Source organism: Marinomonas sp. GJ51-14 (genome assembly GCF_055808695.1).
The window spans coordinates 2,914,824-2,941,020 of the sequence record NZ_CM147879.1 but is presented as its reverse complement, the minus strand read 5'-3'; the positions used below and the strand labels follow the sequence as shown (position 1 = coordinate 2,941,020).

The following is a 26,197-nucleotide window of genomic DNA, read 5'->3' as shown; positions in this document are numbered from 1 at the left end:
AATGAGCAGACCTCAACCTAGAGAATTAACTGTCATCCGAAAAGAGCAAATATCTCCAAATATGCTACGTATTACTTTTGGCGGTGAAAACATAACAACTATTCCTGACAATCAAGAGAGCGGTTATGTAAAGCTAATTTTCCCTAATGGAGACGCTAAACCTTTACTTAGAACCTACACCATTCGCCATCAAAGGTCAGATGAAATAGACATTGATTTCATGCTACATGAAGACAGTGGTATTGCTTGTACATGGGCAAAACAAGCACAACCAAATGATTCTCTTCTTGTCGGTGGTCCTGGACCTAAGAAAATGATCGAAACATCATCGGATTGGAAATTATTAGTTGGTGACATGACAGCACTGCCGGCAATCAGTGTCAACCTAGCTGAATTACCAAATAACACCCAAGGTTATGCGGTCATAGAAGTTATTAGCAAAGCAGATATCCAAAACCTAAAATACCCCAGCGGTATGACATTAAAATGGGTCATCAACCCTCACCCCGGACAAAACTCAAGAGCACTACTCGATCAGATAAAATCTTTAGATTGGCTAGATGGACAAGCTTCAGTTTGGGCCGCTTGTGAATTTAGCAGCATGAAAATTTTACGTAATTTCTTCAAAAAAGAAAAAGCCATACCCAAAGAGTACTTATACATTTCAAGCTATTGGAAATTAGGTAGCAATGAAGACCAGCACAAAGTTGAAAAACGCAACGATGCAGAGCTAGACGTTATTTAAAGTCATCGTAATAAATAATAAAAAAGCACCAAGAGAGTCACTTCATAAGTAACTCTCTTGGAGCTTTTTTAATGGTATAGTTTTATTGGCGGGCTAAACGATCATTCCCTAAGACTAAAGGAGCTGAAGAACGATAAGGATTAATATCCAAACCTCCTCGCCTCACATAACGAGCATAGACAGTTAAACTTTCGGGCTGGCATTGGCGCATAATATCAATGAAAATTCGCTCAACACATTGCTCATGGAAGTCCGTATGCTCTCTAAAAGAAATAATGTACTTAAGTAAATTTTCATGGCTGATTTGCGCCCCCTTGTAGTCAATAAAAACGGATCCCCAATCAGGCTGATTTGTTACAGGACAGTTAGACTTGAGAAGATGACTTACAAGGCGCTCTTCAACAACAAATTCTTCATCAACCTTTAGCAGTTCGGCATTAGGCTGATATTCAGTAATTTCCACATCCAATTCATCAACACAATAATCAGGAGTTAAAACCACTAGAGATGACATTGAGTCCACATCACGAATAATAACTGTGACATTTGCACCTGCCACGTTAGATAAATCCTTTTCAAGAAGAGCTTGCACCTGAATCTCGGACTCATAACGCATTTGATTCAAGGAATTCAAGTAAAGCTTAAGCGACTTAGACTCAATAATATTAGGAGAATCGCAAGGTAGACGAAACTCAGCCAAAGCAACAACCGGCTTTCCTTTCAAATTTAACCATGACAATTCATAAGCATTCCAAACATCCTCCCCATAAAAAGGAAGTCGTTCAGACTCAATATTCATTTCAATCCATTTATCGACTCTTGCTATGGGGTAAAGCAACCCTGAATCGTACTCAGAAACATATTCTGTTTGCTGACCTAAGGGTAAAAAGCCCATCTATACAACCTCAACTTCTAATGCCTCTGCCTTGATTAAGCAAACGTAGGCCGAATGAAAATAACACTACAATAAATACACAGATAATCACCAACGCCCAATAAATATTAATATCAGACACGCCTAAAATACCATAGCGAAAGGCATTAACCATATAAAGAACAGGGTTTAACAAAGAAACGGATTGCCATAAATCAGGCAATAAATCGATGGAGTAAAAAACACCACCTAAATAAGTGAGTGGCGTTAAGATAAACGTAGGTACAATGGATACATCATCAAAACTTCTTGCATAAATCGCATTAACAAAACCACCTAGTGAAAACATCACAGCCGTTAGGAATACAACCAACACAGTTAAAAGTAAGCTAGTTAATGCTAGGTGAGTAAAGAATAGCGATAAAACAGTTACAATAAGGCCAACTAATAATCCTCGCACAACACCACCAAGAACATACCCAATTAAAATAATCCAATTAGGCGTTGGTGATACCAACAATTCCTGAACACTATGCTGAAACTTCGCAGAAAAGAATGATGAAGCTACATTGGAGTATGAATTGGTAATTACTGACATCATAATCAGTCCTGGCACTATGTATTGCATATAACTAAAACCACCCATTTCTCCAATTCGTTCACCTATTAGGTTACCAAATATAGCGAAATACAATGTCATCATGATAGCTGGCGGCAATAACGTTTGTGGCCATATACGAGTAAAACGGCGAATTTCTTTAGTTAAAATGGTATAGAATGCGATCCAAATTTCTGAATTTTTCATCAATTTAACCTTTAATTAATTTAACGAAGAGTTCTTCGAGTCGGTTGGATTTATTACGCATACTGACAACATTGATGGATATTGTGTCTAACGCACGAAAAATAGCATTAACAGACTGCCCCTTAATAACTTCCACTTCGATAGAGCTGCCATCATTAATTTTCATAACCTTATAGCCAGGTAAAGACCAATCATCTGGAAGATTTGAGTCTAAATCTAAAATAAAGGTTTCTTGATTTAGTGTTTTCAACAGAGCTTTCACGCTAGTATTTTCGACAATTTCACCAGCATTTATAATGGCAATATTTCGACACAATTGTTCCGCCTCTTCTAAATAATGGGTTGTGAGTATAATTGTTGTGCCCTGTTCATTTAATGTTTTAATGAACTCCCACATTGAACGACGTAACTCAATATCTACTCCTGCTGTTGGCTCATCCAATATAAGCACTTCAGGCTCATGAATAAGAGCCCTAGCAATCATAAGGCGACGCTTCATTCCTCCAGAAAGCATTCTAGATTGAACATCTCTCTTATCCCAGAGATCTAACTGCTTTAGATATTTTTCTGCGCGCTCCATCGCAACAGTTTTACTAATACCGTAAAATCCAGCCTGCGTAACAACCACATTAAAAACAGTTTCGAATACATTAAAATTAAATTCTTGCGGAACAACACCTAAGTATTTTTTAGCTTTAGCAAAATTTTTATCAATATCCGTACCAAAGATAGAAACAGTCCCTGATGTTTTGTTTACTAAAGAGCACAAAATACCAATAGTTGTAGACTTACCAGCTCCATTTGGCCCAAGCAATGCAAAGAAATCGCCTTTTTTAACTTTTAAGTCGATTCCTTTTAACGCTTCGAAGCCACCTTCGTAACGCTTTTTAAGGTCACTAATTTCGATTGCATATGTCATAATTGAAGTTCTCGTACGGCAGCAGCCGACTTATATTAGTTACTTTTTTTAAATAGGTTTTTTTGTGGAATCACGCACACAGTACATACTTGACGCCTTTGCAGATCTACGCCAACGCATCGCAGAGCATACCCCTTTTAATGAGCCAGATTTGGCTGAAGAAGAACTAGACTTCCTGGAAAAATGGGATGACCTGATAACACGCATACAAAACAATACGCACGATTATTCGTTTGAAGCTCAAGAAATATTGTCACGCTTCATTCGCTGTTATGCCAATTTAGTTCCGCTCATCAAACGTGAATTGTTATGGTTTATTGGTGGAGAATGTTTACATTTTCTGGGTGATGAAGAAATCACTCTCTACCAACAACTTGAAGATCATTTATATGAACTAGACAGCAAAAATCAAAGCTACGAAATATCTAAAGAAATTAATATGTTACGTGGTGTACCGGTTCAAGTACATTAATGGAACAAAAGCGGGCGATACTTCGCCCGCTTTCGCATTTAAGACATTTTCTTAAATACTAGAGTGCCATTAGTTCCACCAAAGCCAAATGAGTTGTTTAGAACAACTTCTATTTTGCGCTTTTGAGGAGTTCCAGGAACATAATTTAAGTCACAACCTTCACTAGGCTCTTCTAAATTGATCGTTGGAGGAGCGACTTGATCTCGAATAGCCAAAATAGAAAAAATAGATTCTACTGCACCAGAAGCCCCCAACAAATGCCCTATCATTGATTTTGTTGAACTCATGGCTACATCCGCTGCATCTTCAGCCATCAAGGATTTTACTGCTTGTGTCTCCGCCAAATCTCCTGCAGGTGTTGATGTTCCATGAGCATTAATATAATCAATATCTCTCGGCTCAAGCTTGGCATCTTTCAACGCTGCACTCATAGCTGAAGCGGCACCTTCGCCCGTTTCTGGTGGAGCAGTCATATGATACGCATCATCGCTCATACCAAAACCTGCAAGCTCAGCGTATATTTTTGCGCCACGTGCAACAGCGTGTTCATATTCTTCCAATACGAGGATACCAGCACCTTCCCCCATGACAAAACCATCTCGGCCTTTATCCCATGGTCGACTAGCTGTTTTAGGGTCATCGTTACGGGTAGACAAAGCCCTAGCAGCACCAAATCCACCAATACCCAAAGGAGTAACGGCCATTTCAGCACCACCGGCAATCATAACATCCGCATCGCCATAAGAAATCATACGGCCAGCCATACCTATATTATGAGTGCCTGTAGTACAAGCAGTAACAATAGAAATATTAGGGCCCTTGAAGCCAAAACGTATAGCAACATGACCGGAAATCATATTAATAATCGCGCCCGGAACAAAAAACGGAGAGATACGCTTCGGACCTGATTCTTTCAATAGCTCTAGATTCTTTTCAATCATTGGTAATCCACCAATCCCAGAACCTATTGCACAACCTACACGCGTCAAATCCGCTGTGTCAGCATTTAAGTCGGCATCTTCAAGCGCTTGTACTGCTGCACCTATACCGTATTGAATAAACAGATCCATTTTACGAGCTTCTTTCACACTCATATATTGAGTTGCATCAAAGTCATTAACTTGAGCCGCAAAACGAGTAGAAAACTGACTGGCATCAAAGTAAGTGATATCAGATACACCACTTTTGCCTTCCAATATATTATCCCACGTATCTTTCACATTATTGCCAAGGGGTGTCACCATTCCCATCCCTGTGACCACAACCCGACGACGAGACATAAGATTCCTCCCACAATTCGCCCAAAACTCTCAAGGCCTATCAATAAGAAAAGCCGCTGTAAAAAAATACAAGCGGCTTTTCGGGAAACTCAGTTAACCAATATCTTACAAGTTAGCGTTGATATAGTCGTTCGCTGCTTGTACGGTAGTGATTTTTTCAGCTTCTTCATCAGGAATTTCAGTATCAAATTCCTCTTCAAGAGCCATTACTAACTCTACTGTGTCTAGGGAATCTGCACCTAGGTCATCGACGAAAGATGCTGAAGCAACAACATCTTCTTCTTTAACACCTAGTTGTTCACAAACGATTTTTTTAACGCGTTCTTCAATGCTACTCATTAGAAGTTCCTACTCTACTCATTAACAGCTCAGTGTGAGCATATTATAATATTCGTTCACCTATAAAAGGCGTGATTCTCAACATGAACCGGAGACGTATTTTCGTCGAATTAAATATAAAATTCAACTCAAATTACGACATATACATGCCACCATTGACATGTAATGTTTCACCGGTGATGTAAGCAGCGCCTTGCGACGCCAAAAATGCGACTGCCGCCGCAATTTCTTCTGGTTGACCAAGACGTGATGAAGGCACTTTTTCGACCAATTTAGCCTTATGCTCTTCAGGAAGTACTTTAGTCATATCCGTTTCAATGAATCCCGGAGCAACACAGTTTACAGTGATACCACGCGATGCAATTTCTGCCGCTAAAGAACGGCTAAAACCTTCCAAGCCAGCTTTTGCTGCAGAGTAATTTGTTTGTCCGCCATTGCCCATAGAACCAACAACAGAACTAATGCTAATCACACGACCGAATTTTGCTTTAGTCATGCCACGTAAGCAAGCCTTCGTCACACGAAAAACGGAAGTTAAGTTAGTATTGATAACTTGATCCCACTCATCTTCTTTCATGCGCATCATAAGATTGTCGCGAGTTATACCTGCATTGTTAACTAAAACTGTTGGCGCACCAACTTCAGCAGTAATTTCTTTTATAACAGCATCTACTGATTCACTAGATGATACATCTAAGACCCAGCCTTTACCATTTGAACCTAAATACTCACTAATACTTTGTGCACCAGATTCACTTGTAGCCGTACCAATAACTGTAGCACCCTGTTCAACCAAAGCAATAGCAATTGCTTTACCAATACCACGAGTAGCTCCAGTTACTAGAGCAATTTTTCCTTCAAGACTCATATTTGTCTCCAACGATCTATTCGAACAATTGTATAAATACTACTTACGCAGATAAAGCTGCCTCAAAACCAGACAAATCACCTAGAGACGATGCTGCTAATCCTTTAACAATTCGTTTATTCAAACCACTTAATACTTTACCTGGACCACACTCTAAAGTGGTCGTTACACCAAGGTCTGCAAGCAACATAATTGATTGAGTCCACAATACTGGCTCACTCAGCTGAGAGACTAAATTGGCTTTAATTACAGAAGGGTCAGAAACCGCCTCAGCTGTAACATTCTGCACAAGTGTACAAGTTGGCATATTAAATACGATAGACTCAAGCTTTTCTGCTAATTTTTTGCCCGCTGGAATCATTAACTCACAATGAGATGGTACGCTAACAGGCAACGGTAAAACGCGCTTAGCTCCAGCTTCTTTTGCATTTGCCATAGCGACCTCTACAGCAGCCACATGACCAGCGATTACAACTTGACCAGGCGAATTGAAATTAACCGCACTAACAATGCCAGGCGCAGCCAAACAAGCAGCAACAACCTTATCATCATCCAATCCAATAACAGCAGCCATCGCACCCTCACCAGCAGGAACTGCTTGCTGCATGTATTCACCTCGCAACTTTACCAAAGCAACAGCGTCTGCAAAAGCAATTACACCAGCACAAACCAATGCAGAATACTCCCCAAGACTATGCCCAGCAACATAAGCTGGCTTTTCACCGCCTTGCTGCTCCCAAAGACGCCACAATGCAACACTAGCTGTTAACAATGCAGGCTGTGTTTTATCTGTTTGGCTTAATTTCTCTGCGTCATTCTGAACAAGGTCCCACAAATCATAACCTAGAACGTCAGATGCTTCTGCGAAAGTTTGCCCGATTATATCGTGCTTCTCTGCTAAATCAGTCAACATACCCAACTGCTGAGAACCTTGACCTGGAAAAACAAAAGCTAATTCAGTGCTCATTTTATCTCCTAACTATGAAGCATCATTACAAAGTCGCGCTTCAATCGCAGCATATAAGTCTGCTCGCGCAATATCAATTCCATATTCAATCGCACCTATCATGGCCGATAAATCAGAACAACCGTGACCTTTTACCAAATTGCCACGCACACCGACTAAACAAGCCCCATGTCTACGTTCAGTTTGGTAAAAAGTCTCAAACAAAGATGATGCACCCTCAAGCCCTTTAAACTGGCTCATCAAGAAAGACAGCAACCCCTCAGAGGCCTTCAAAACCGCATTACCTACCATACCATCACACACAATGACATTTTTCTCACCACTAAATAACTCAGTCCCTTCAGCATAGCCTAGGTATTTAGGCCACTCTTTACTCGATAAAAGGCGATCTGTTTCCTTGATAACCATACTACCTTTTGAGCTTTCCACCCCAACATTTAACAAACCTACTTTTGGCGTCTCCTTGCTTAATGCTTCCACATAAGCAGCACCCAACTCTGCAAACCCAACTAACATAGAAGGCGGACAATGGACATTTGCCCCTAAATCCACCAAACAACGCAAAGGATTAGAATACAGCTCTCGAATTAACGCAGGATATAATTTCGGTCGTATTACTCCCAGTATATGGCGAGCAAGTGCAACCATAGCACCAGTATTACCCAAAGTAACAACCACATCCGACGTCTTTTTGGCCAATGAATTTAGTGATTCATAAAGCGTACTATTACGACGACGAAATAAAGACAACACTATTTCTTCATCTCCATCAATGACATCAGAGCAAGAAACCAGAGACAAACGTTCGTGAGGTACTGGAAGATCCAGACCAGAACTTGGGGAGTAATAAATAGTGATGGCGACATCTGGTAGCCGAGAGAGAACATCGTGTGCACCCTCAAATGCAATGCGGGGACCTAAGTCCCCGCCCATAGCGTCTAAAGCTACCCTGATCATGGGTACCTTAGTTACTCACCTTTAGGGGTGATAACTTGACGACCACGATAAAAGCCATCAGCAGAAATGTGGTGACGACGGTGAAGTTCACCAGTAGTCTTTTCTACAGATAGAGTTGCGCTAGTCAAAGCATCGTGTGAACGACGCTGGCCGCGACGTGAACGAGTAACTTTACTTTTTTGTACTGCCATTTTTGGAGCTCCTAACTTTACTTGACCTTTAATTGGGCCAATATACTAAATGGATTCGGTTTTTCGTCATCCGGTGCGTCATCGGTAGACGATGCATACTTTACAGCTGTTGGGTTGCAACCACTTTCTTCGTGATAGGCTACAATAGGTAAGGCAAGTATAATTTCTTGCTCAACCATATCTGCCAGAATTACTTCACCATCGGTCATGACAACAGGATCGTAACTCGCTGGTAGATTTTTCGCATGGTCTTCGTCATAAACGAACCCCAACGATAAATCTAACGCCAAATCATAGGGAACAGGTCCAAGACAACGTTGACAAACAACTTGTACTTGAGCTGTTAATGATCCAGTAGCAATATATCGCCTATCCTCATCAACTCTAAAGTCTAGATGAATAAAAGCATTACCCTCATCAGAGGCTAATATAGCACTAAGCTCCTCAAATCGATTAAGGGGCACGTACCCTTCAAAAGCCTGCTCATTAAAAGCATATTTTCGAGGGTCAAAATATTTAGGTAATGTGTCATTCAACATGGCGGCAAATAATATTGCCAAGGGCGTTGATTGTCAAAGTCTAAGTGCGGTTAAAGCGTTTTTTTTCACTCTTTTAAGGCATTCAAGGCAAAAAAAAGTAAAATCCTCACCTATTCTCATAAAATGGCTTAAAAAGCATGCAAACAAAACTCATTTTAGGATCTTCATCACCATACCGAAAAGCACTTCTGGAGCGCTTAAACTTATCATTTGAATGTCACTCACCAAATATTGATGAGAGCCCTTTTAAGCAAGAATTAGCAACAGACTTAGTCGAACGCCTAACTATCGCAAAAGCCTTTGCTGTTCATAATGAGCGTCTACAAAACAACAATACACCGAATGCCATCATCATAGCGTCAGATCAGGTTGCCATTCTAGATGATCAAATTTTAGGAAAACCTATAACAGAAGAAAACGCCATACAACAGTTGACTCAATTTAGCGGTAAAAAAGTCTCATTTTTAACCGGACTTTGTGTATTCAATCAACAAAACAACACTTATAAATACAAACTAAACAAATACCATGTGTATTTTCGAAAACTAGAGCATGATGAAATTCAACGCTACGTGACAATTGAGCAACCCCTCGACTGTGCAGGAAGCTTTAAATGTGAAGGGCTTGGTGTATGTCTTTTTGAAAAAATGGAAGGTGATGACCCTAACAGCCTAATAGGCTTACCCTTAATATCTCTTTGCCAGTTATTAAAAGAACAAGGAATAAACCCAATCGGCTAAAGGTATTTACGAAATAAACTTTCTCACTTCCCTTAAAGCCTTCTTTAATAACTTTTGGGAAAAGAGTGATAAATCTTAGTAGGCGATTCCAAATCATCAATCGCCTTCTGAGTAACATCATAGCCGAAATCAATTAACTCCTTAGAACGCCAAAACTCATAGAATCCGGAAATATCTTTTGGAATCGAAATTAATAAATCAGGCGGATAACCAGCAAGCTTGTACTGGGTCAAAGATTCCTGCATTGTTTCAAACATCATATTGATTGTTTGTAATCGCCCCCAACTTTCTGCTGAATATTTAGGCTTTTCCCCATCATCATCTTTGCTAAAAAGGTCTTTCGCAGTTTGCCACCAAGCAGGACCATCATCAGACTCCTTTTCTTTAGGCTCCTTCCCTTTACGCTCTTCCGCTTCTTTCTTCAATAAACCATCAGCAGGACCGTTAAGATCCACAGCAATAATATAATCCGCACCAGCCGATACCGAAGGAATAATAGGTAAAGGATTTAAAATACCACCATCAACATACAACTGTCCGTTCAAGCTTACAGGAGAAATAATAGAAGGTATGGCAGATGAGGCACGCATAGAGTCTATCAAGCTACCACGCTGAAACCAAAACTCCTTTTGATTCAACAAATCCACAGCAACAGAAGTATAATCGATCGGTAAGGACTCAATATCAGGCGTACCAACGATACTTTGGATTTTTTCAAAGAAGCGATCCCCTTTGATATATCCACCATTAAATAAGGACATATCCAACAAGCGAATCACACTCACTTTATCTAAAGACAATGCCCATTCACGATACTCTGACAGCTTACCAGCTGCATACACACCGCCAATAATAGCCCCTATAGAGCACCCTGAAATACTAATAATGTCATAACCACGATCCTCAATTGCCTGGATAACACCAATATGAGAATGACCACGAGCCGCCCCACTACCTAATACAAGAGCAACAGTTTTTTTGGGATTCACGAATACCACCTAAGGACGGACATAAATAAAAGAAATTCGATTCACACCTAAAGATTCACGCCCAAGGTCTGCCAAATTAATAAAACGGACCTTTTCGTTAAGCTGATCACCCAATCCAGCGGATAAACTAGAAATTAATTGATCTCCAGACTCAATAGCATCTAGTGGCCCTGATCTTTGACTAGTAACAAACCCTACAACATGTTGACCTAGTGGTAAGTCTCTTAAAAAGCGTCGAATTCTAGGAAGATCTTGAGCATCCATTTGAGCAACAATTTTAAATTCTGTATCTCGTCCATCGACTGACTTCACTTCATCCAGGCGAACAATAACGTCACCCGCTCCACGACGATTAAGGTAAAGCGTTTGATAGATATCTTGTGCATTTTTCACAACAAGTAAATATTGATTTTGATCTGCGCCATACAACAAATAATCGCTGAAAAAATTATTGGCCCAAGCATTACTACTGCCACAACTACGGCTTTCACACTCAAATAAAACCGTTTGCCCTTGTTTCAGCATTTGCGCACGATAATGCGCATACACATCTGACAACACAGCATTTCTATCAATTTTATAGAGCGATGTAAAATAATCCCCTTTCAATCGAATCACAGATTCAGGTTCCCAACCGCTTCCTGCCTTACGAATTTTACTTAGGGGAATTTCAACCAACTGCTCAGCTTGCGAATTACTTTTTATTAACTGTGCATCTCGATAAGGGGTAATATCCAAAACGCCAGCAAAAGAAACCCCACTAAAAAATGCAAACAGATAGAACACTTTACGAAACTGAACCATAAAACCTCTCGGTCATTCCCTTAAGAATGAATTAACGCATTAGTTTTGATCAATGAATTTCTGTATTTCAGTAGCCACTGAAAAACAAGTATCTGGCTCAAGATGAAAATGATGATTTCCTTCTAGCCACTTCAACTTGATCCAAGGAAACTCTGCAGCACGCTTTTCAACAAGCAAAGTATCGTCCTTATAAATACCATCTTTTGCCATTAGCGCCAGTGTTGGACACTTAATTTCTTTTATAAAAGACTCAATACTCTCTTCATCCATACGAAATGGTGATGGAAAAGTAAGCTTCCCATCATGGCACCAACGCCAAACACCGTCACTACCTTCCTTTGCTCCTCTTTTTACTAGAGGCTCTGAAGCGGCTTTTGAGAGTTTTGTAAAACCGCTCATCCTAGCAAGTACCATGGCTTCTTTTGTTGGATAACTGGTTTCTCTATTTAAACGATGCTTAATCATTTTATTGATTGCTCGTTGTAAGGTAGCCACCCTATTATGCGGGGAACCACTTAATGGCCCCATGTTATCCAAAATAATTAAACCTCTTACCTTATCTGGTGCGATAGCTGCCACTAACATAGCGACAGCTCCTCCCATGCTATGACCAATCAACCAAACACTTTGTTTTGACTGATTTAAAATAGATACCACATCTAGAACATAATCCCATAAATGATAAAAACTACCTGCGGGACGATGCTTAGAATAACCATGACCTGCCAAATCTAAAGCAACGTGAGAAAAATCAAAAAGATGTGAAGATAGATTAGAAAAGCTAGCGGCATTATCAAGCCAACCATGTAAAGACATTACCTTTAATGCAGATGAATCTCTCGATAGCCACTGTAAACCGGCAACTTCCGTATGAGGAAGCTGATAAACAATTTCATTTCCCATATTCGTTCTTTATCTTGTATTTTTTAGTTTAATAACATCTATTGAGATGGAGAAATATGCCAACGGAATTGGCAACAAGCCCCAGCAAAGACCTCACCTTCAATCGAAGCCAGTGTTGCAGTTGTCATTGCAAAGCTTATTGGTAAAGGCTCATCAATCATATAATTAATAAACTGATGTGCAAAAGGCTGATGCGTTACCAATAAAATAGAATCATAAGGTTGCTTACTTAACCAAAGCGCCACATCCGAATTCCGGCCATCTGGCGTAATTAAAGGGCAGTCTTTCACTTCAACAGAAGCATCAAGATTAGTTAAAAAGATGTTAACTGTTTGTTGAGCCCGAACATATGGACTCACAAAAACCACATCAAAGCCTTCATTCTTCAATCGAAATTTCTCTGCAATAGAGACAACTTCTTTCCTACCTAAATCGGTCAATTTACGTAATTCGTCCTGCCCAGAACCATAAGGCTCTGCATTCCCATGACGTAAGATATAAAGGCGCTTAAGCTTCTTCATCCGATTTCACCTGAGGCCACGGTTGAAAGGGAAATGGTTTTTCCTCTTCTTCAAAAGATAAAAAGGCAAAAATTTGTCGAAGAAATAAAGTTACGCTTCCTAGCCAAACCACCAAGGTAACAGGCTCATGCTTTGATCCTAGCTTCATTAAACTAACTAAGATAACGAGAATCCCAAATACAGTAATGGCAACATTCAATACCAACCAATACAACACCATAAAAATCAGACGAAACCAAAAACCTTGATCTGTGTAACCTGGTTTAAACATTATCATTCTCCTCATTTGTCGCGAATTCGACATCCCATTTTTGCTCGCCTGTCATCATTGAACCAATTAATGACTCCAACTTTGCATCATCAAATAATAGCTTAGACAAACCGTCAGCAAGTGGCATATACAAACCATGTTTGTGAGCCTCTTCCACTACCATCTTTAACGTATTCACACCTTCCGCCACTTCACCTATAGCGGTAATTGTTTCCTCTAAATTCTGCCCAGAACCGATAGCAAAACCAACGCGATAATTACGACTTAACGGTGAAGTACAAGTTGCAATTAAATCTCCCATTCCAGCTAAGCCCAAAAAAGTCATTGGATTTGCACCAAAATGCACTGCAAAACGGCTCATCTCTGCCAAACTACGAGTCATAATCATCGACATTGTATTTTCACCCACATTTAGAGCTTTTGCGAGACCACAGACAATCGCATATATATTTTTTAGAGCCCCGGCCAACTCAACACCTGCAGTGTCTTTATTTTCATAAACTCGAAATGTTGGGGATTTAAGGAGTTCAATCACCCTCTGTCGCACTTCATCATCTGAACTTGCAATGACGGATCCTGTCATTTGACCCGCAGCAATTTCTTTTGCCAAATTTGGACCACTCAACACACCAATTTTTTGCGTTGTAGGGTTTCGACGCAAAATATCACTCATAAGTTCAAATCTGTTTGGATTAAACCCTTTAGTTGTACTAATTAAAAATTTATCAGCCGTTAATAATGGTTCAATTCTTTTTACAACCTGCTCAAAAGACTTAGAAGGAATAGATACAAAAATCGTATCACTTTCACGAATCGCTTGTTCTAAATTACTAGTTGCCAATAATTCACGATGCAATGGCGCATTGGGCAAATAACGACTATTCAACCCTGTTAGGTTAATTTCTTCAACTTGCTCTTCGTTTCGCATCCATTGGCTTACTTGATGACCATTATTTGCCATAATATTTGCCAACGCAGTACCGAAACTACCACCACCTAATACACATACAGAATGCTTCATAACAATAAATTCTCTTTTTCCATCAATGTCACCTTAAACCTAATTAAGACGAACAACTAACCTCTAATGACTTACCCCATTCTGGCGCACGTTGAGCAAGTAGACTGGATTCAGGATGCTCATCAAACGGATGACTAAGAACATTCAATAAATGTCTGAAAGGTAAGTAATCTCCCTGTTCTGCTGCAAGTATTGCATCATGGGCCAAATAGTTTCTTAGTATAAATTTCGGATTAACCTGAAGCATAGAGTGACTGGTTTCTTGCCAATCCAGATCATTCGTGACACGCGCCATTTGATACCTTTCAAGCCAATTCAGAAGTAACTCACGATCTATTGCCTCATCAAGTAAAAGGTCAAAGCTGTTTTTTTCAAAATGGCTAAGCAATCTAAAAAACACAGAATAATCCATTTTCTCATTGGCTAGAATTGTGAACAATAAAGGTAATAATGCGTGCATATCTTGAGATGAGTTTAAGCCTAACTTACTCATCATTAGAGTATCATAATGCGCCTGAAGTTCAGTTTCATAACCTTGCAAAATAGCAATCAATTGATCCCTTTCCAAATGTTTGGAAAAACACCGCATCAAACAATTTAAATTCCATAATCCAACCCCAGGCTGCCTAGAAAAAGCATAACGCCCTTCATGATCCGAATGGTTACATACCCAATCTGGCTCATAGTCTTCCATGAAACCATAAGGGCCATAATCGATAGTTTCGCCGGTAAATGAAAAATTATCCGTATTCATAACGCCATGTTGAAAGCCGACTGACTGCCATTTCGCTATCATTCGAGCTGTTCTCTTCACAACTTCCTTGAGCATATTCTCTAATGGGGTATCTGTCGCCAAACAGTCTGGGTAATAATGCTCAAGGCAATAATCAATCAACTCATCAAGCTGCTCTTGTTTACCCTGATAAAAAAAGTATTCGAAATGGCCAAAGCGGATATGCCCTTGAGCAACTCTTAACAACATAGCACCAGCTTCTGGTTGTTCGCGATAAACAGCTTCGCGACTATCGTAAAGTCCTAACGCACGGGATGTAGGAATTGATAACGCAGACATAGCTTCGCTTGCTAGATACTCACGAATACAAGAGCGTAGGACAGCACGACCATCGCCACGACGGGAATAAGGTGTAGGGCCCGCTCCTTTCATATGTAAATCATATAAAAGACCATCTCGACCTCGCACTTCGCCCAACAGCACACCTCGACCATCACCAAGCTGAGGTGAAAACCCGCCAAATTGATGACCTGCATAAACCATGCTTAAAGTATTCGGTAACTTTTCTTCACCACTTAATAAGCGCTTAGTCTGAGGGGATTTAATATTAATAGATAAAAATGTAGCAAGCGATTGATTAAACTCAACCAATCGCTGCTCAAGAAGTGGCTGGACAACTGTTTTTGAAGAAAACATATCGCCCAGCTTTGAAAAGTGATGTTCTAAATTCATCTTATCTCACTTAAAAAGTAAGCGATGTTTATTGAGATATATCAACCATATATTCACAGCGAATACTCTCACCTACGACTCTCTCAATCTCTGGAATCATGAAAGCATCATCTTCACTTGCGAAGCTTACAGATTTGCCCATTTCACCACCACGACCAGTACGACCAATACGGTGTACATAATCTTCAGGGTCTTCAGGTAAGGCGTAATTAACAACCAACTCAACATTATCCACATGAATACCTCGACCAGCAACATCCGTTGCAACGAGAACTTGGATAATACCTTCCTTAAAGTTTTTCAGTGTTTTAACCCGCTTATCCTGGGCAACTTCACCAGACAGAATCGCACAGTTGATATTAGCCTTACGCAAACGCTCATACAGATCACGAGTTTCATCACGTCGATTAGCAAATATAATAGTGCGTTGACCACCATTTTTTTCAATAAGCTGCTTCAATACCGGCCATTTTTGATCCGCCTCAACGGTATAAATCACCTGATCGATATTTTGGTTCGTTGCCTCTTTAGGAACCACTGATACTTCTTTTGGAAAATAAGTCCATTGCTGGGCAAGCGCCTGTACATCTTTTGGGAAAGTTGCACTAAACAACATAGTTTGTCTAACTTCTTTCTGCGGTGTCATACGTATAATGCTTTTTACATCAGGAATAAAGCCCATAGACAACATACGGTCAGCTTCATCTAGAACAAGGCACTCAACCTTGCCCAATTGGACTTTACGGTTTCGCGCAAAGTCCAACAAGCGACCTGGCGTAGCAACCAAAATATCCACGTTCTCGGTTTCTAATGCGATTTTTTGCTTTTCGTAGCTCAAACCACCTACCAAAGAAACAACATTCAAATGGCAATTAGAAGTCAGTTTTTCAGCTTCATCTGCAATCTGTAACGCCAACTCTCGTGTTGGAGCGATAATTAGGCCACGAGCCAAATTGTTAGCGCAGCTTTTCTTCTAATGGATAATCTAAGAAATCACTGATCATAGCGATCAAGAAAGCAGCGGTTTTGCCTGTACCTGTTTGAGCCTGACCAATAATATCGTAACCTTGCAATGTCATTGGCAGAGTTTCTGCTTGAATTTCACTGCAGTATTCAAAGCCCATTTCAGCAATAGATTTGATAACTCGATCTGGAATATTTAAATCATGAAAACGCACTTTTCCTTCAACTTCTGCAACCGGAAAATCTTCTATAGACCAAACACCGGCTTTCGCGTCGCTTTTTACTTTATCTACCTCAACAGCCGTAGACTCTAGATTAGTTTGCGTACTGACTAATTTCTCATCATTATTTCGAGGACGCTTACTTGGGCGACGGGCACGTTTTGGTTTTGTAGTCGTTTCTGATGGCACTTCTTGAATTTGGTTTTCCATATTGGAATCTATACGCTTCTATTATGTTTTTAAGGTTTTATGTGTTTGAAATTAATCAACTGTGCAAAGAGTGTACCTAATTGATAAGGCTTTATCACCCTTTGCTTACGCTTTGTTAAAGCAACTTATTGATATCTATATGGTGGCAAGCTGTTTATTAACTGCGTGCCGTAACGTTTCGTTTTCAATCTCTTATCTAAAATATGTATTTCGCCTGAATCTTTTTCATTTCTCAATAAACGACCAGTCGCCTGAACTAAACGTAAAGAAGCATCTGGTATGGTAATTTCCATGAAAGGATTACCACCACGTTTCTGAATCCACTCAGCCAAGGTTGCCTCAACCGGATCATCAGGCACCGCAAAAGGTATTTTGGCAATATACACACAAGACAAATAATCACCGGGCAAATCAACCCCTTCCGCAAAGCTTGCCAGACCAAATAATAAACTCCCCTTACCGTCATCAATTCTTGACTTGTGAGAATCTAAAATAACTCGTTTAGATTGCTCGCCCTGCATAAGTAAAATTTCTTTTAACTTATCTGAAAGTGACAAAGACACTTCTTCCATTTGTCGACGAGAAGAAAATAAAACTAGGCTACCTTTTTCAATATTCACCAACTTATTCAAGTAGGCAATAATTTCTGCTGTGTGCTGTTCAACTCGATTAGGCTCATACTCCATATCAGGAACAATTAATAAACCATTAGCTTGAAAATCAAAAGGACTCAATACTCGCAAATACTCACTTTCACGAGGCACACCTGAGCGCATATTGAAGCGATGAAATTGGTTTAATGCGGTTAAAGTTGCAGAGGTAACAACAGCACCAAAACATTTATCCCACAACTGTTGCCTTAAGGTGTTTGCAGCAAGAATTGGTGACCCACCAAGCTCTATATCTTGCTCCATCCCTTGCCCAGACAACACCAACCAACGCGCATTCGGCGGATAATTCTGATCATCCACTGTAGAATACAAGCGCCACAAACCAACACACTGCTCCAATCGACCAAGAATCACACCCAAAATAGGTTGCCATGTTTCCGCTGTTTCTGGCGTTACCCCCATACCTTCATTTTGTTTGGTTTTTTTACATTCATCTTGAATACTTTCGATGTTGTTAAATAGTTTCTGATAAGAAGTTTGCAAACTGTAAGCCAGCTGGCGCAGTTCATCAGGGATCAAACCAAATTCAAAACGATGCTGATTATTCTCCTGATCTAAACCCAACCCTTGTATATAAGGTGCTAAGCCTTGCTGCGCGTATTGGATGAAATTCACAATACTCTGTATTTGCTGAGGAATTTTTAACAGTAACTGCCCAGTCAAACTGACGTCGTCTGTTAGTTCTTGTTTTAAATTAACTAGATTTTTTTCGAGCTGACGAAGCCAAGCAATACTTTGTTGCAACCGTACTTCATGTCGAAAATGACCAATAGCCTTATCTGGGAGATGATGGCCCTCATCAAATACATAAATAGTTTCTTTGGGCGCAGATAAAATTGCCCCACCACCAAGTGAAAGATCAGCTAAAACCAAGTCATGGTTTGCAACAATTACATCGGCCACCTCAATCTCTGCTCTTGCTTTAAAGAAAGGACAAGCGGAATAGTTAGCGCAATTACGATTAGTACATTGTTGATGATCAGTCGTTAAACGGCGCCAATCTTGATCACGAATAATTCCAGCCCAATTATCTTTATCGCCATCCCAATCGCCTTTTTCTAATGCCGCATCCATTTCTTGGTACAAGACTGTATTAACATCATCTGATTGCAGATGCTGCTCAAAAAGCCCGGCAAACATATCGTCTATCGCCTGCTCTTCTGCCCCTAAAAAGCCCTCCAGATTATTCAAACACAAATAACGCCCTCTACCTTTAGCGAGAGTGTATTTGAAATTTAATTCTGTATGCTCAAGCAAATCAGGCAACTCTTTATGAAGAATCTGTTCTTGCAATGCAACAGTAGCTGTTGAGATAACCAATTTTAAGCCGCGAGCCTTAGCAATGGGTATTGTCGCTAAGCAATAAGAGAGGGTTTTACCTGTCCCTGTTCCTGCCTCAATGACAGCAACATGCTTTTCATCCAGCCTTTCACCTTCAGAACCTTGTTTAATATTTCCCAATGTACGAGCAATAGCGCCTATCATCTGGCGCTGTCCAGCTCTCGGTTTATGGGACTTCGCATCCAAAGAAGCTCGGTACGCAAGTTGAATTTGTTTTTTTAGTTCGTCTGAAAGCATTTATATTATTGAGATTAGTTAAGAAAGCTGTATATAATAACAGTTACTGTATAAACAACCAGACTCCTTATGATTAAATTAACCAAAAGACAATCTGACGTACTAGAAACCATTCGCGAATTTATTAGTGAAACCGGGTTTCCACCTACTAGAGCAGAAATCGCACGCCGCCTTGGATTCAAATCCCCCAACGCTGCCGAAGAACATTTAAAAGCCCTATGTAAAAAAGGGGCAATAGAAATGCTATCTGGCGCCTCACGAGGCATACGTGTAGTCGATCAAGCATCTAACGATGAGCAAGCAGAAGATCTAGGCTTGCCTATCATTGGAAAGGTAGCTGCAGGCTTTCCTATTTTAGCTCAGGAAAACATCGCCTCTCATGTCAACATACCGCCAAGTATGTTTTCCCCTCAAGCAGATTATTTTCTGTCTGTTTCAGGAACCAGCATGAAAAACATCGGTATTATGGAAGGCGACTTATTGGCCGTTCATAAAACCAGCACTGTCCATAATGGACAAATTGTTGTCGCTCGTATTGGTGACGAAGTCACTGTAAAACGTTTTGAGCAAAAAGGCAGCATTGTTCGACTCATTCCTGAGAACGAAGAGTTCAACGATATTATTGTCGATTTAGAAAGTGAAGATTTTGCAATTGAAGGCCTTTCTGTTGGTGTAATACGACAAGGCCTTTAACGCTAAAAATTGATCTTAAAATCATTAAAAAGGCGAAGCAGATGCTTCGCCTTTTTAATATTTCGACTTTTATTTATTCTGTAAAAAAACAAAGGACTAATGCAAAATTTTAGGTCTAAGCTCTTCTATTTCTTCTGGGTGTTCAAAATCTTCATCAAAGAGAGTTTCTTCTGAATACACAAAATCAATGCCAGCATGAAACATGCATTTTGCCAACTCAAAATAACGATCTTTCAAATAAGATTTAGTATCATCCGAAATATTCAATGTTGCTAATGGCAACGTTTCCTCACCACTCTCACTGACTGGACGTAAAACAATATCGCCGTTATCCAGCTCAACAATTTCTAGGTAGGACTCTTTCATACTCAATACTCTGATGACTCTTCTCTAAAACGCAACACTAACTCAACTAACTTGGCCAAATAGAAACTTACTGAAGCTCCAGCGTCACTCCCTCTGCCAATTAGATTATCACCCTTTTCAATCGCAACCATAGAAGCACGACACTCCAGCTGCACCAAATAAGCTTGATTCAATTGACTACACCAAGAGTTAGGCTGAGATAATAAGTTCGACAATTCACTTAATACTGGAACCACCATTTGCTTATTCTCAGCTTCAATTAAAAGCTTATCCACATCCAACGACCCAGACAAAGAATAAGAAAGGCAAACTTCTTTCAATAAACCATTAAGAGCACTTCTCAGTTGAAAAATAGCCGAGCTCTCTAATCCCACATTCAGCCATTTCTCTTCATCTTCTTGACTCTGTTGAATTAGACGTCTTGCGGTATCTATTTTTTGATTTGTCAGGCTCGCTAAACTAGCGCCACTCATTTTTTTTGCCTTCCTCAATCACCCACTTTGTACCTACATAGTAAGCCTTCCAACCTGTTGGTTTACCTTCTTCTTCCGTCATAACATATTGCTCTTTCGTTTTGCGGCTATAACGAATAACTGTAGGGCGACCCTCAGAATCGGCAACAGGTGCTTTAGCAAAAAAATGATACTTAGGATCAATTTGGTCCATGTAAGGCAGTAGTTCTTTCACCAATGGTGCTCTGGTTTCTCGTTTTCTAGGAAACTGACTGGCAGCCAAAAAGAGCCCTGTCGCACCATCACGCAAAACATAATGATCTTCTACTTTTTGACAAGCAAGATCAGGCATAGGCACAGGGTCCATTTTAGGCGGCGCAGCTTCACCACTCTTCAATAACTTACGAGTATTTTTACATTCCTCGTTTGTACATCCGAAATATTTACCAAATCGACCTGTTTTTAACTGCATCTCTGACGTACATTTGTCACATTCAATAACAGGGCCATCGTAACCTTTGATTTTGAACACCCCCTGTTCGACTTCATAACCTGAACAAGCAGGGTTATTACCACAAACATGAAGTTTACGATGTTCATCCATCAAATAACTATCCATGGCTGAACCACAAATAGTACAACGATGTTTATTGATTAGCGCCTTAGACTCACCTTCTTCATCATCGACAGCGACAGCTTCATCACCGCGAACAAGATTTATTGTCGCCTTACAACGCTCTTTCGGTGGCAAAGCATAACCAGAACAAGACATAAATACGCCAGTGCTGGCCGTACGGATCTGCATAGGACGAGAACACGTTGGACACTCAATATCTGTCGGCGTTGGCTCATTTAGCATCATACCACCTTCAGGCGACTCTGCTTTTGCTAGCACACCACTAAAGTCTTTATAAAACGCATTTAGCGTTTTAATCCAGTCTTTATGACCTTCAGCTATATCGTCTAATTGCTCTTCCATTTGGGCTGTAAAACTAAAATCCATTAAAGAGCTAAAACTATCAACTAGCCGCTCTGTGACAATATCGCCCATTTTTTCAGCATAAAAACGACGATTTTCAACACGAACATATCCACGATCTTGAATCGTTGAAATAATTGACGCGTATGTAGAAGGTCGCCCAATTCCTCGTTTTTCCAACTCTTTCACTAAACTCGCTTCACTAAAACGCGCTATTGGTTTAGTAAAATGTTGTTCAGGCAAGAGTTCTTTTAAATCAAGATATTCACCCTTACCCACATCAGGCAAAATATTGTCTTCGCCTTTTTTAACAACGGTCTGCATTGCTCGAGTGTAACCATCAAAACGCAAGATACGCCCTTTGGCTTTAAACTCATATTCACCACTTGTAACAGTAATCGTTGTTGAAGTGTATTCTGCAGGCGTCATCTGACAAGCCATAAATTGACTACGAATTAAATCGTATAAACGATGCGCATCTTTTTCCATGTTAAGTAAATCATCAACTCGAACCGTAACGTCAGATGGACGAATCGCCTCATGGGCCTCTTGCGCACCTTCCTTACTGCTATACCGAATAGGTTCATCTGGTAAGTAAGCATCACCGTATGTTGAAGAAATATAAGCTCGCAACGCTTCTACCGCATCCACACTCAAATTTGTTGAGTCTGTACGCATGTAAGTAATATAACCACCTTCATACAAACGCTGAGCAAGCATCATAGTTTTCTTAACGCCGTAACCTAAGCGTGTACTTGCTGCCTGCTGAAGTGTTGATGTAATAAAAGGTGCAGAGGGTTTACTACTGGTTGGCTTATCTTCACGACTACTAACTAAATATTTAGCGCCTTTAAGACGACCAACATGCTCATCAGATTGGGCCTGATTAATTGGCCGATATTCTTTATTCTGATATTTAGCGGTTTCGAATTTTATAATTTCTTTAGAAGGCGTTGCCAACATGGCATCCAATTCCCAAAACTCATCAGGAACAAATGCACGAATCTCTTTTTCACGCTCAACAATCAAACGAACTGCGACAGATTGGACTCGACCCGCAGACAAACCGCGAGCTACCTTAGCCCATAGTAAAGGAGACACCATAAAACCAACAACACGATCTAAAAAGCGACGCGCTTGTTGTGCGTTGACTCTATTTAAATCCAATTCGGAAGGTGTTTCGAATGCCGCAGTAATAGCTTTTTTCGTTATTTCGTTAAAAACAACACGCTTATAACGACTATCGTCACCACCAATCGCTTCACGAAGGTGCCATGCAATAGCCTCTCCCTCTCTATCCAAATCGGTTGCGAGATAGATTGTGTCAGCATTTTTTGCTAAACGCTTTAGTTCGTCGACGACTTTTTCTTTACCAGGTAAAATTTCATAATGAGCTTTCCAATTACTTTCTGGATCAACACCCATTCTAGAAATTAGCTGCTTACGAGACTTCTTACTTTTGTATTCAGCCTTCTCTTCCGGGCTCATCTTACGCGTCAATGCTGCTTGCTTAGCGCGCTCCTGAGGCGTAGAGGTGGAAGTTGCACCTGTCGGCAAGTCTCGAATGTGTCCCACACTCGATTTAACAATAAAGTCATTGCCTAGGTATTTATTGATGGTTTTCGCCTTAGCTGGCGATTCCACGATAACCAGTGATTTTCCCATTGAACTGTGTAAGCCTTATATAAAGTAGGTCTGCAAAAATCCACATTGCACGAAGTTTAGTCTGTATGGGCGCTGATATTAAGCAAACACCTTTTATATGACAAGCGATCCCTGTATTGTTTCACATATTAAATCTTGCTGAACTTAGTATTTCTTATTTAACATACTGAATTCATTGCTTAAGGACAATCATGGCTACGCTTCAAATACTAACAATCACATTTTTAATCATCATCGTGATTTTATCTGTTGTTATTGGGTCACGTGCACACCAAAAAGAAAAAGAAATAACAGCACGCCGTGTAAAACAATTACAACTTTCAAATCGAGCAGATCGTGTAGAACAACATATACGCGGTTTAAAAGATATCAATACAGATACAATAGCCACCGACGTCCTATATGACTTCTATCTAGACACACTTCGAGAACTTCTGCAATATTCTGATGATCCTGAAAAAGTTGAAATCCGTATAGCCAAAGCAGAAGAAGGTAGGGATCATGATCCTATACCATTTAATCCAGAGCCTGACACACTTAGCTTTCAAGAGAAAACCAATTATAAAGAACGTCTAACCAAGCTTGCGAAAATGCTATTATATTTACGTCGAAAAGGTCGAATCAGTAGCACTCACTATAAAGAATGTTACGAATATTTGCGCTGGCTAAACTTATGGATTCAATTAAACAGACAAATTGTTCAAGCAAATAAAAATTTCGAAAGTGGTGATTCACGGGTGGCACAAACACTTTATAGCGTCGTATTGTCACATCTAAAGTCGGACAGCATAGAACGCCCAGAAAAAAACACATTAAAAACGTTTATTACCGATAGAATGAAAGAAATATTGTCCCCTACTATTGCCGCCATGAAAGAAAGTGACAATCCAGAAAAGGTATTAAGTGACCTGATTAAAAATATCGAAATACCCGAAGAACACTAATCCAAAAAACCAACACCATCGATAGTGCTAGCCTTCTTTATGGCGCACACTATCGATTTTTATTAATTCAAAAATCAGCTTACTTAACTCTTCCAACATCGCCACATCGCCAGCTTCACTCCAATAAAGAGAAACACTATCCTGTGTAATTTTGACCCCAACCAATAATTCTCTGTACTTTTTTAGTGTTGTTTTGGACTCCTTGGTAAGGTCAAAAAATTCACTCGCCCACCAATCTCCAGCTAAATTATGGTATTTCCATACTTCATAAGGTAATAACAAGACCTTATCAGGCAATGAAGTAAGGGGTTTCAAGCGATAATAGGAATAAGCTGCCACTTTATGACTATTCATTGACTTATCCCACTTGTCAGGAAGGTCAATTGATGTAAGCTGAACAGTAAGACCAAGTTTACGAGCATGCATACGTAAAGCCATACGTTGACGCTCTTTTTTCGGAGGCAAGATCCACAAAGCCGATCCCATTAAAGACAATGTAATAAAAATAACGATTAGAGCAGTCATATTTAATGTTTCTCTCTAGTTTCTAATTTTGAGCTAAAATTAACGAATAAAGTTAAATTCGGAGGTATTCCACCATGTATAACAGAATTCTACTCGCTGTCGATCTAACTGATGAAAGTATAAAGGTGGCTAATAAGGCCGTAACGCTATGCAAATCATCCGGCGCTGAACTTACCATAGTTCACGTCATTGAATCACTTAATTATGCTTATGGCGGAGATGTTCCAATAGACATCACAGATATTCAGACTCAATTGCAAGAAACAGCAAAAGAGCGTATTGCCATTTTAGAAGCTCAACTTGACGTCCCACTTCAAGAAAGCTGCATAACACAAGGCGGAATAGAAAGTGAAATCCACCGAATTGCAGAAGAAAAGAAAGCAGATCTAATCGTTGTAGGAAGCCATTGTCGCCATGGTTTAGCCTTATTACTTGGCTCAACAGCAAATGGCGTACTTCATGGCGCTCCGTGTGATGTCCTTGCTGTAAAAGTAACAAAAGACTAATCGCTTAAGCACACAAGATTTAGATAAAAAAACGCCAGTGCGAACATTTCCGCACTGGCGTTTTTATTAAACGTCTAACCACATGTACCGCTTACATAAAAGCGTTATCTGTAACCGTGTGATCAGTTGAATCTTTTACAGCCGTCAAGCCCGGAACTTTCTCCAGAAGTGTTTTCTCAACACCCTCTTTTAAAGTTAAATCTACAGCACTACAACCCTGACAACCACCACCGAATTTCAACACCGCAACTTGACCATCTATCACTTCCAACAAACTCACTTCACCACCATGGGCAGCTAAGCCTGGGTTGATATCAGAATAAAGAACATAATTAATTTGATCTTCGATCGGACTATCCGCTGTTACTTTGGGCATTTTTGCATTAGGCGCTTTAATAGTTAATTGGCCACCCATTTTTTCAGTAGCATAATCAACAAATGCCTCATCTAAAAAGTTCACTGAGTTCTTTTCAATATACACTTTCAGCTTAGGTAAGTTTAAAATTTCATCAGTCTCATTTACTTCGTCTGGACGGCAATAAGCGAGACAGGTTTCAGCATAAGGAGTACCTGGCTGTTGAATAAAAATCCGCACAGCAATACCTTCCACATCCTGCTTTTCCAATAACGACGAAAGATACTCTTGGGCACCATCAGTAATTGTAATATTCATAATAAGCCTTTCTAAATCTACATGACGATTAATGGCGCTTATATTACAGCAGATAATCAACAATGCCAAAGACCAAGTAAA

General features: G+C 40.0%; 29 protein-coding genes and 1 pseudogene. 6 read left to right on the top strand and 24 right to left on the bottom strand.

Features of this window, described 5'->3' with window-relative positions; translation table 11 throughout:
* The first annotated feature begins 1 nt into the window (after position 1).
* Positions 2–745, top strand: coding sequence for a siderophore-interacting protein (locus AC0L3Y_RS14005; RefSeq protein ID WP_473464948.1), 744 nt, complete (start codon positions 2–4; stop codon positions 743–745).
* Positions 746–827: 82 nt separating this feature from the next.
* Here AC0L3Y_RS14005 and queF read toward each other — a convergent pair whose 3' ends face one another.
* From queF to AC0L3Y_RS13990, 3 genes are read right to left on the bottom strand one after another with little or no spacing between them, the layout of a single operon-like run.
* Positions 828–1,640, bottom strand: coding sequence for an NADPH-dependent 7-cyano-7-deazaguanine reductase QueF (gene queF, locus AC0L3Y_RS14000; protein ID WP_473464945.1), 813 nt, complete (start codon positions 1,638–1,640; stop codon positions 828–830).
* Positions 1,641–1,650: 10 nt separating this feature from the next.
* The gene (locus AC0L3Y_RS13995) at positions 1,651–2,424 is read right to left on the bottom strand and encodes an ABC transporter permease (protein WP_473464942.1); all 774 of its coding nucleotides are present in this window, start codon (positions 2,422–2,424) and stop codon (positions 1,651–1,653) included.
* 4 nt (positions 2,425–2,428) lie between these two features.
* Positions 2,429–3,343, bottom strand: a complete 915-nt coding sequence (locus tag AC0L3Y_RS13990) for an ABC transporter ATP-binding protein (RefSeq protein WP_473464939.1) — start codon at positions 3,341–3,343, stop codon at positions 2,429–2,431.
* Positions 3,344–3,407: 64 nt separating this feature from the next.
* Between AC0L3Y_RS13990 and AC0L3Y_RS13985 the strand changes: the two genes are divergently transcribed.
* Positions 3,408–3,815, top strand: coding sequence for a PA2817 family protein (locus tag AC0L3Y_RS13985; protein WP_473464936.1), 408 nt, complete (start codon positions 3,408–3,410; stop codon positions 3,813–3,815).
* Positions 3,816–3,853: 38 nt separating this feature from the next.
* Here the strand turns inward: AC0L3Y_RS13985 and fabF are convergent, their stop codons facing one another.
* The 7 genes from fabF to AC0L3Y_RS13950 form a co-directional block, all read right to left on the bottom strand.
* Positions 3,854–5,095, bottom strand: coding sequence for a beta-ketoacyl-ACP synthase II (gene fabF / locus AC0L3Y_RS13980; protein ID WP_473464933.1), 1,242 nt, complete (start codon positions 5,093–5,095; stop codon positions 3,854–3,856).
* A 105-nt stretch (positions 5,096–5,200) separates the two neighbouring features.
* Positions 5,201–5,434 (bottom strand): acyl carrier protein, encoded by a 234-nt coding sequence (acpP, locus tag AC0L3Y_RS13975; protein WP_012069834.1) that lies wholly within the window; start codon positions 5,432–5,434, stop codon positions 5,201–5,203.
* Positions 5,435–5,567: 133 nt separating this feature from the next.
* Positions 5,568–6,302, bottom strand: a complete 735-nt coding sequence (gene fabG, locus AC0L3Y_RS13970) for a 3-oxoacyl-ACP reductase FabG (RefSeq protein WP_473464926.1) — start codon at positions 6,300–6,302, stop codon at positions 5,568–5,570.
* A 43-nt stretch (positions 6,303–6,345) separates the two neighbouring features.
* Entirely contained in the window at positions 6,346–7,269 is a 924-nt protein-coding gene (fabD, locus tag AC0L3Y_RS13965) for an ACP S-malonyltransferase (RefSeq protein WP_473464920.1), read from the bottom strand.
* A 12-nt stretch (positions 7,270–7,281) separates the two neighbouring features.
* A complete protein-coding gene (locus AC0L3Y_RS13960) occupies positions 7,282–8,226 on the bottom strand; it encodes a fatty acid synthesis protein (protein WP_473464915.1) in 945 nt (314 codons plus the stop codon).
* Positions 8,227–8,237: 11 nt separating this feature from the next.
* Positions 8,238–8,417, bottom strand: coding sequence for a 50S ribosomal protein L32 (gene rpmF, locus AC0L3Y_RS13955; RefSeq protein ID WP_024025546.1), 180 nt, complete (start codon positions 8,415–8,417; stop codon positions 8,238–8,240).
* 17 nt (positions 8,418–8,434) lie between these two features.
* A complete protein-coding gene (locus AC0L3Y_RS13950; RefSeq protein ID WP_473464909.1) occupies positions 8,435–8,977 on the bottom strand; it encodes a YceD family protein in 543 nt (180 codons plus the stop codon).
* Between the two features lie 116 nt (positions 8,978–9,093).
* On the opposite strand from AC0L3Y_RS13950, the gene AC0L3Y_RS13945 reads away from it, so the two are divergent.
* The gene (locus AC0L3Y_RS13945; protein ID WP_473464906.1) at positions 9,094–9,696 is read left to right on the top strand and encodes a Maf family protein; all 603 of its coding nucleotides are present in this window, start codon (positions 9,094–9,096) and stop codon (positions 9,694–9,696) included.
* Positions 9,697–9,740: 44 nt separating this feature from the next.
* On the opposite strand, the gene AC0L3Y_RS13940 is transcribed toward AC0L3Y_RS13945, so the two are convergent.
* The 9 genes and pseudogenes from AC0L3Y_RS13940 to dinG all read right to left on the bottom strand — a co-directional run bounded on the left by AC0L3Y_RS13940 (position 9,741) and on the right by dinG (position 19,313).
* Positions 9,741–10,685, bottom strand: a complete 945-nt coding sequence (locus tag AC0L3Y_RS13940) for a patatin-like phospholipase family protein (protein ID WP_473464901.1) — start codon at positions 10,683–10,685, stop codon at positions 9,741–9,743.
* Positions 10,686–10,694: 9 nt separating this feature from the next.
* Complete coding sequence (locus tag AC0L3Y_RS13935) at positions 10,695–11,489, bottom strand: DUF4892 domain-containing protein (RefSeq protein WP_473464897.1); 795 nt, start codon at positions 11,487–11,489, stop codon at positions 10,695–10,697.
* Positions 11,490–11,528: 39 nt separating this feature from the next.
* A complete protein-coding gene (locus tag AC0L3Y_RS13930) occupies positions 11,529–12,392 on the bottom strand; it encodes an alpha/beta hydrolase (protein ID WP_473464891.1) in 864 nt (287 codons plus the stop codon).
* A gap of 38 nt (positions 12,393–12,430) precedes the next feature.
* Positions 12,431–12,913, bottom strand: a complete 483-nt coding sequence (gene sixA, locus AC0L3Y_RS13925) for a phosphohistidine phosphatase SixA (protein WP_473464888.1) — start codon at positions 12,911–12,913, stop codon at positions 12,431–12,433.
* Positions 12,900–13,184 (bottom strand): DUF4389 domain-containing protein, encoded by a 285-nt coding sequence (locus AC0L3Y_RS13920; protein ID WP_473464882.1) that lies wholly within the window; start codon positions 13,182–13,184, stop codon positions 12,900–12,902. Before AC0L3Y_RS13920 ends, sixA begins: the two co-directional genes overlap by 14 nt.
* A complete protein-coding gene (locus tag AC0L3Y_RS13915; protein ID WP_473464876.1) occupies positions 13,177–14,205 on the bottom strand; it encodes an NAD(P)H-dependent glycerol-3-phosphate dehydrogenase in 1,029 nt (342 codons plus the stop codon). The genes AC0L3Y_RS13920 and AC0L3Y_RS13915 overlap by 8 nt, the downstream gene beginning before the upstream one ends.
* Positions 14,206–14,248: 43 nt before the next feature.
* A complete protein-coding gene (locus AC0L3Y_RS13910; protein WP_473464872.1) occupies positions 14,249–15,670 on the bottom strand; it encodes a protein adenylyltransferase SelO in 1,422 nt (473 codons plus the stop codon).
* Between the two features lie 28 nt (positions 15,671–15,698).
* A pseudogene (locus AC0L3Y_RS13905) lies at positions 15,699–17,064 on the bottom strand (DEAD/DEAH box helicase).
* Between the two features lie 125 nt (positions 17,065–17,189).
* Positions 17,190–19,313 carry an ATP-dependent DNA helicase DinG gene (gene dinG / locus AC0L3Y_RS13900; protein ID WP_473464869.1) on the bottom strand — a complete coding sequence of 708 codons (2,124 nt, stop codon included), beginning with the start codon at positions 19,311–19,313 and terminating at the stop codon, positions 17,190–17,192.
* A gap of 69 nt (positions 19,314–19,382) precedes the next feature.
* On the opposite strand from dinG, the gene lexA reads away from it, so the two are divergent.
* Positions 19,383–20,006: a transcriptional repressor LexA gene (lexA, locus tag AC0L3Y_RS13895; RefSeq protein WP_473464863.1), complete on the top strand. Its 624-nt coding sequence runs from the start codon at positions 19,383–19,385 to the stop codon at positions 20,004–20,006.
* A 96-nt stretch (positions 20,007–20,102) separates the two neighbouring features.
* On the opposite strand, the gene AC0L3Y_RS13890 is transcribed toward lexA, so the two are convergent.
* From AC0L3Y_RS13890 to topA, 3 genes are read right to left on the bottom strand one after another with little or no spacing between them, the layout of a single operon-like run.
* Positions 20,103–20,372, bottom strand: coding sequence for a hypothetical protein (locus AC0L3Y_RS13890; RefSeq protein ID WP_473464860.1), 270 nt, complete (start codon positions 20,370–20,372; stop codon positions 20,103–20,105).
* Between the two features lie 2 nt (positions 20,373–20,374).
* Entirely contained in the window at positions 20,375–20,845 is a 471-nt protein-coding gene (locus AC0L3Y_RS13885; protein ID WP_473464857.1) for a DUF6586 family protein, read from the bottom strand.
* Positions 20,832–23,468 (bottom strand): type I DNA topoisomerase, encoded by a 2,637-nt coding sequence (gene topA, locus AC0L3Y_RS13880; protein ID WP_473464853.1) that lies wholly within the window; start codon positions 23,466–23,468, stop codon positions 20,832–20,834. The genes AC0L3Y_RS13885 and topA overlap by 14 nt, the downstream gene beginning before the upstream one ends.
* Before the next feature lie 191 nt (positions 23,469–23,659).
* On the opposite strand from topA, the gene AC0L3Y_RS13875 reads away from it, so the two are divergent.
* Positions 23,660–24,412 carry a DNA topoisomerase I gene (locus AC0L3Y_RS13875; protein WP_473464848.1) on the top strand — a complete coding sequence of 251 codons (753 nt, stop codon included), beginning with the start codon at positions 23,660–23,662 and terminating at the stop codon, positions 24,410–24,412.
* 27 nt (positions 24,413–24,439) lie between these two features.
* On the opposite strand, the gene AC0L3Y_RS13870 is transcribed toward AC0L3Y_RS13875, so the two are convergent.
* Positions 24,440–24,937: a hypothetical protein gene (locus AC0L3Y_RS13870; RefSeq protein WP_473464843.1), complete on the bottom strand. Its 498-nt coding sequence runs from the start codon at positions 24,935–24,937 to the stop codon at positions 24,440–24,442.
* 74 nt (positions 24,938–25,011) lie between these two features.
* Here AC0L3Y_RS13870 and AC0L3Y_RS13865 point away from each other — a divergent pair, with 74 nt between their 5' ends.
* Positions 25,012–25,443, top strand: a complete 432-nt coding sequence (locus AC0L3Y_RS13865; protein WP_473464839.1) for a universal stress protein — start codon at positions 25,012–25,014, stop codon at positions 25,441–25,443.
* A 91-nt stretch (positions 25,444–25,534) separates the two neighbouring features.
* Here the strand turns inward: AC0L3Y_RS13865 and nfuA are convergent, their stop codons facing one another.
* Positions 25,535–26,116: a Fe-S biogenesis protein NfuA gene (gene nfuA, locus AC0L3Y_RS13860; RefSeq protein ID WP_473464835.1), complete on the bottom strand. Its 582-nt coding sequence runs from the start codon at positions 26,114–26,116 to the stop codon at positions 25,535–25,537.
* Between the last annotated feature and the right edge of the window lie 81 nt (positions 26,117–26,197).

Bases quoted from the DNA above. Each gene is read 5' to 3' on its own strand.
- AC0L3Y_RS14005 (WP_473464948.1), top strand. From the start codon at position 2: ATGAGCAGACCTCAACCTAGAGAATTAACTGTCATCCGAAAAGAGCAA.
- queF (WP_473464945.1), bottom strand. From the start codon at position 1,640: ATGGGCTTTTTACCCTTAGGTCAGCAAACAGAATATGTTTCTGAGTAC.
- AC0L3Y_RS13995 (WP_473464942.1), bottom strand. From the start codon at position 2,424: ATGAAAAATTCAGAAATTTGGATCGCATTCTATACCATTTTAACTAAA.
- AC0L3Y_RS13990 (WP_473464939.1), bottom strand. From the start codon at position 3,343: ATGACATATGCAATCGAAATTAGTGACCTTAAAAAGCGTTACGAAGGT.
- fabF (WP_473464933.1), bottom strand. From the start codon at position 5,095: ATGTCTCGTCGTCGGGTTGTGGTCACAGGGATGGGAATGGTGACACCC.
- acpP (WP_012069834.1), bottom strand. From the start codon at position 5,434: ATGAGTAGCATTGAAGAACGCGTTAAAAAAATCGTTTGTGAACAACTA.
- fabG (WP_473464926.1), bottom strand. From the start codon at position 6,302: ATGAGTCTTGAAGGAAAAATTGCTCTAGTAACTGGAGCTACTCGTGGT.
- fabD (WP_473464920.1), bottom strand. From the start codon at position 7,269: ATGAGCACTGAATTAGCTTTTGTTTTTCCAGGTCAAGGTTCTCAGCAG.
- AC0L3Y_RS13960 (WP_473464915.1), bottom strand. From the start codon at position 8,226: ATGATCAGGGTAGCTTTAGACGCTATGGGCGGGGACTTAGGTCCCCGC.
- rpmF (WP_024025546.1), bottom strand. From the start codon at position 8,417: ATGGCAGTACAAAAAAGTAAAGTTACTCGTTCACGTCGCGGCCAGCGT.
- AC0L3Y_RS13945 (WP_473464906.1), top strand. From the start codon at position 9,094: ATGCAAACAAAACTCATTTTAGGATCTTCATCACCATACCGAAAAGCA.
- AC0L3Y_RS13935 (WP_473464897.1), bottom strand. From the start codon at position 11,489: ATGGTTCAGTTTCGTAAAGTGTTCTATCTGTTTGCATTTTTTAGTGGG.
- AC0L3Y_RS13930 (WP_473464891.1), bottom strand. From the start codon at position 12,392: ATGGGAAATGAAATTGTTTATCAGCTTCCTCATACGGAAGTTGCCGGT.
- sixA (WP_473464888.1), bottom strand. From the start codon at position 12,913: ATGAAGAAGCTTAAGCGCCTTTATATCTTACGTCATGGGAATGCAGAG.
- AC0L3Y_RS13920 (WP_473464882.1), bottom strand. From the start codon at position 13,184: ATGTTTAAACCAGGTTACACAGATCAAGGTTTTTGGTTTCGTCTGATT.
- AC0L3Y_RS13915 (WP_473464876.1), bottom strand. From the start codon at position 14,205: ATGAAGCATTCTGTATGTGTATTAGGTGGTGGTAGTTTCGGTACTGCG.
- AC0L3Y_RS13910 (WP_473464872.1), bottom strand. From the start codon at position 15,670: ATGAATTTAGAACATCACTTTTCAAAGCTGGGCGATATGTTTTCTTCA.
- dinG (WP_473464869.1), bottom strand. From the start codon at position 19,313: ATGCTTTCAGACGAACTAAAAAAACAAATTCAACTTGCGTACCGAGCT.
- lexA (WP_473464863.1), top strand. From the start codon at position 19,383: ATGATTAAATTAACCAAAAGACAATCTGACGTACTAGAAACCATTCGC.
- AC0L3Y_RS13890 (WP_473464860.1), bottom strand. From the start codon at position 20,372: ATGAAAGAGTCCTACCTAGAAATTGTTGAGCTGGATAACGGCGATATT.
- AC0L3Y_RS13885 (WP_473464857.1), bottom strand. From the start codon at position 20,845: ATGAGTGGCGCTAGTTTAGCGAGCCTGACAAATCAAAAAATAGATACC.
- topA (WP_473464853.1), bottom strand. From the start codon at position 23,468: ATGGGAAAATCACTGGTTATCGTGGAATCGCCAGCTAAGGCGAAAACC.
- AC0L3Y_RS13875 (WP_473464848.1), top strand. From the start codon at position 23,660: ATGGCTACGCTTCAAATACTAACAATCACATTTTTAATCATCATCGTG.
- AC0L3Y_RS13870 (WP_473464843.1), bottom strand. From the start codon at position 24,937: ATGACTGCTCTAATCGTTATTTTTATTACATTGTCTTTAATGGGATCG.
- AC0L3Y_RS13865 (WP_473464839.1), top strand. From the start codon at position 25,012: ATGTATAACAGAATTCTACTCGCTGTCGATCTAACTGATGAAAGTATA.
- nfuA (WP_473464835.1), bottom strand. From the start codon at position 26,116: ATGAATATTACAATTACTGATGGTGCCCAAGAGTATCTTTCGTCGTTA.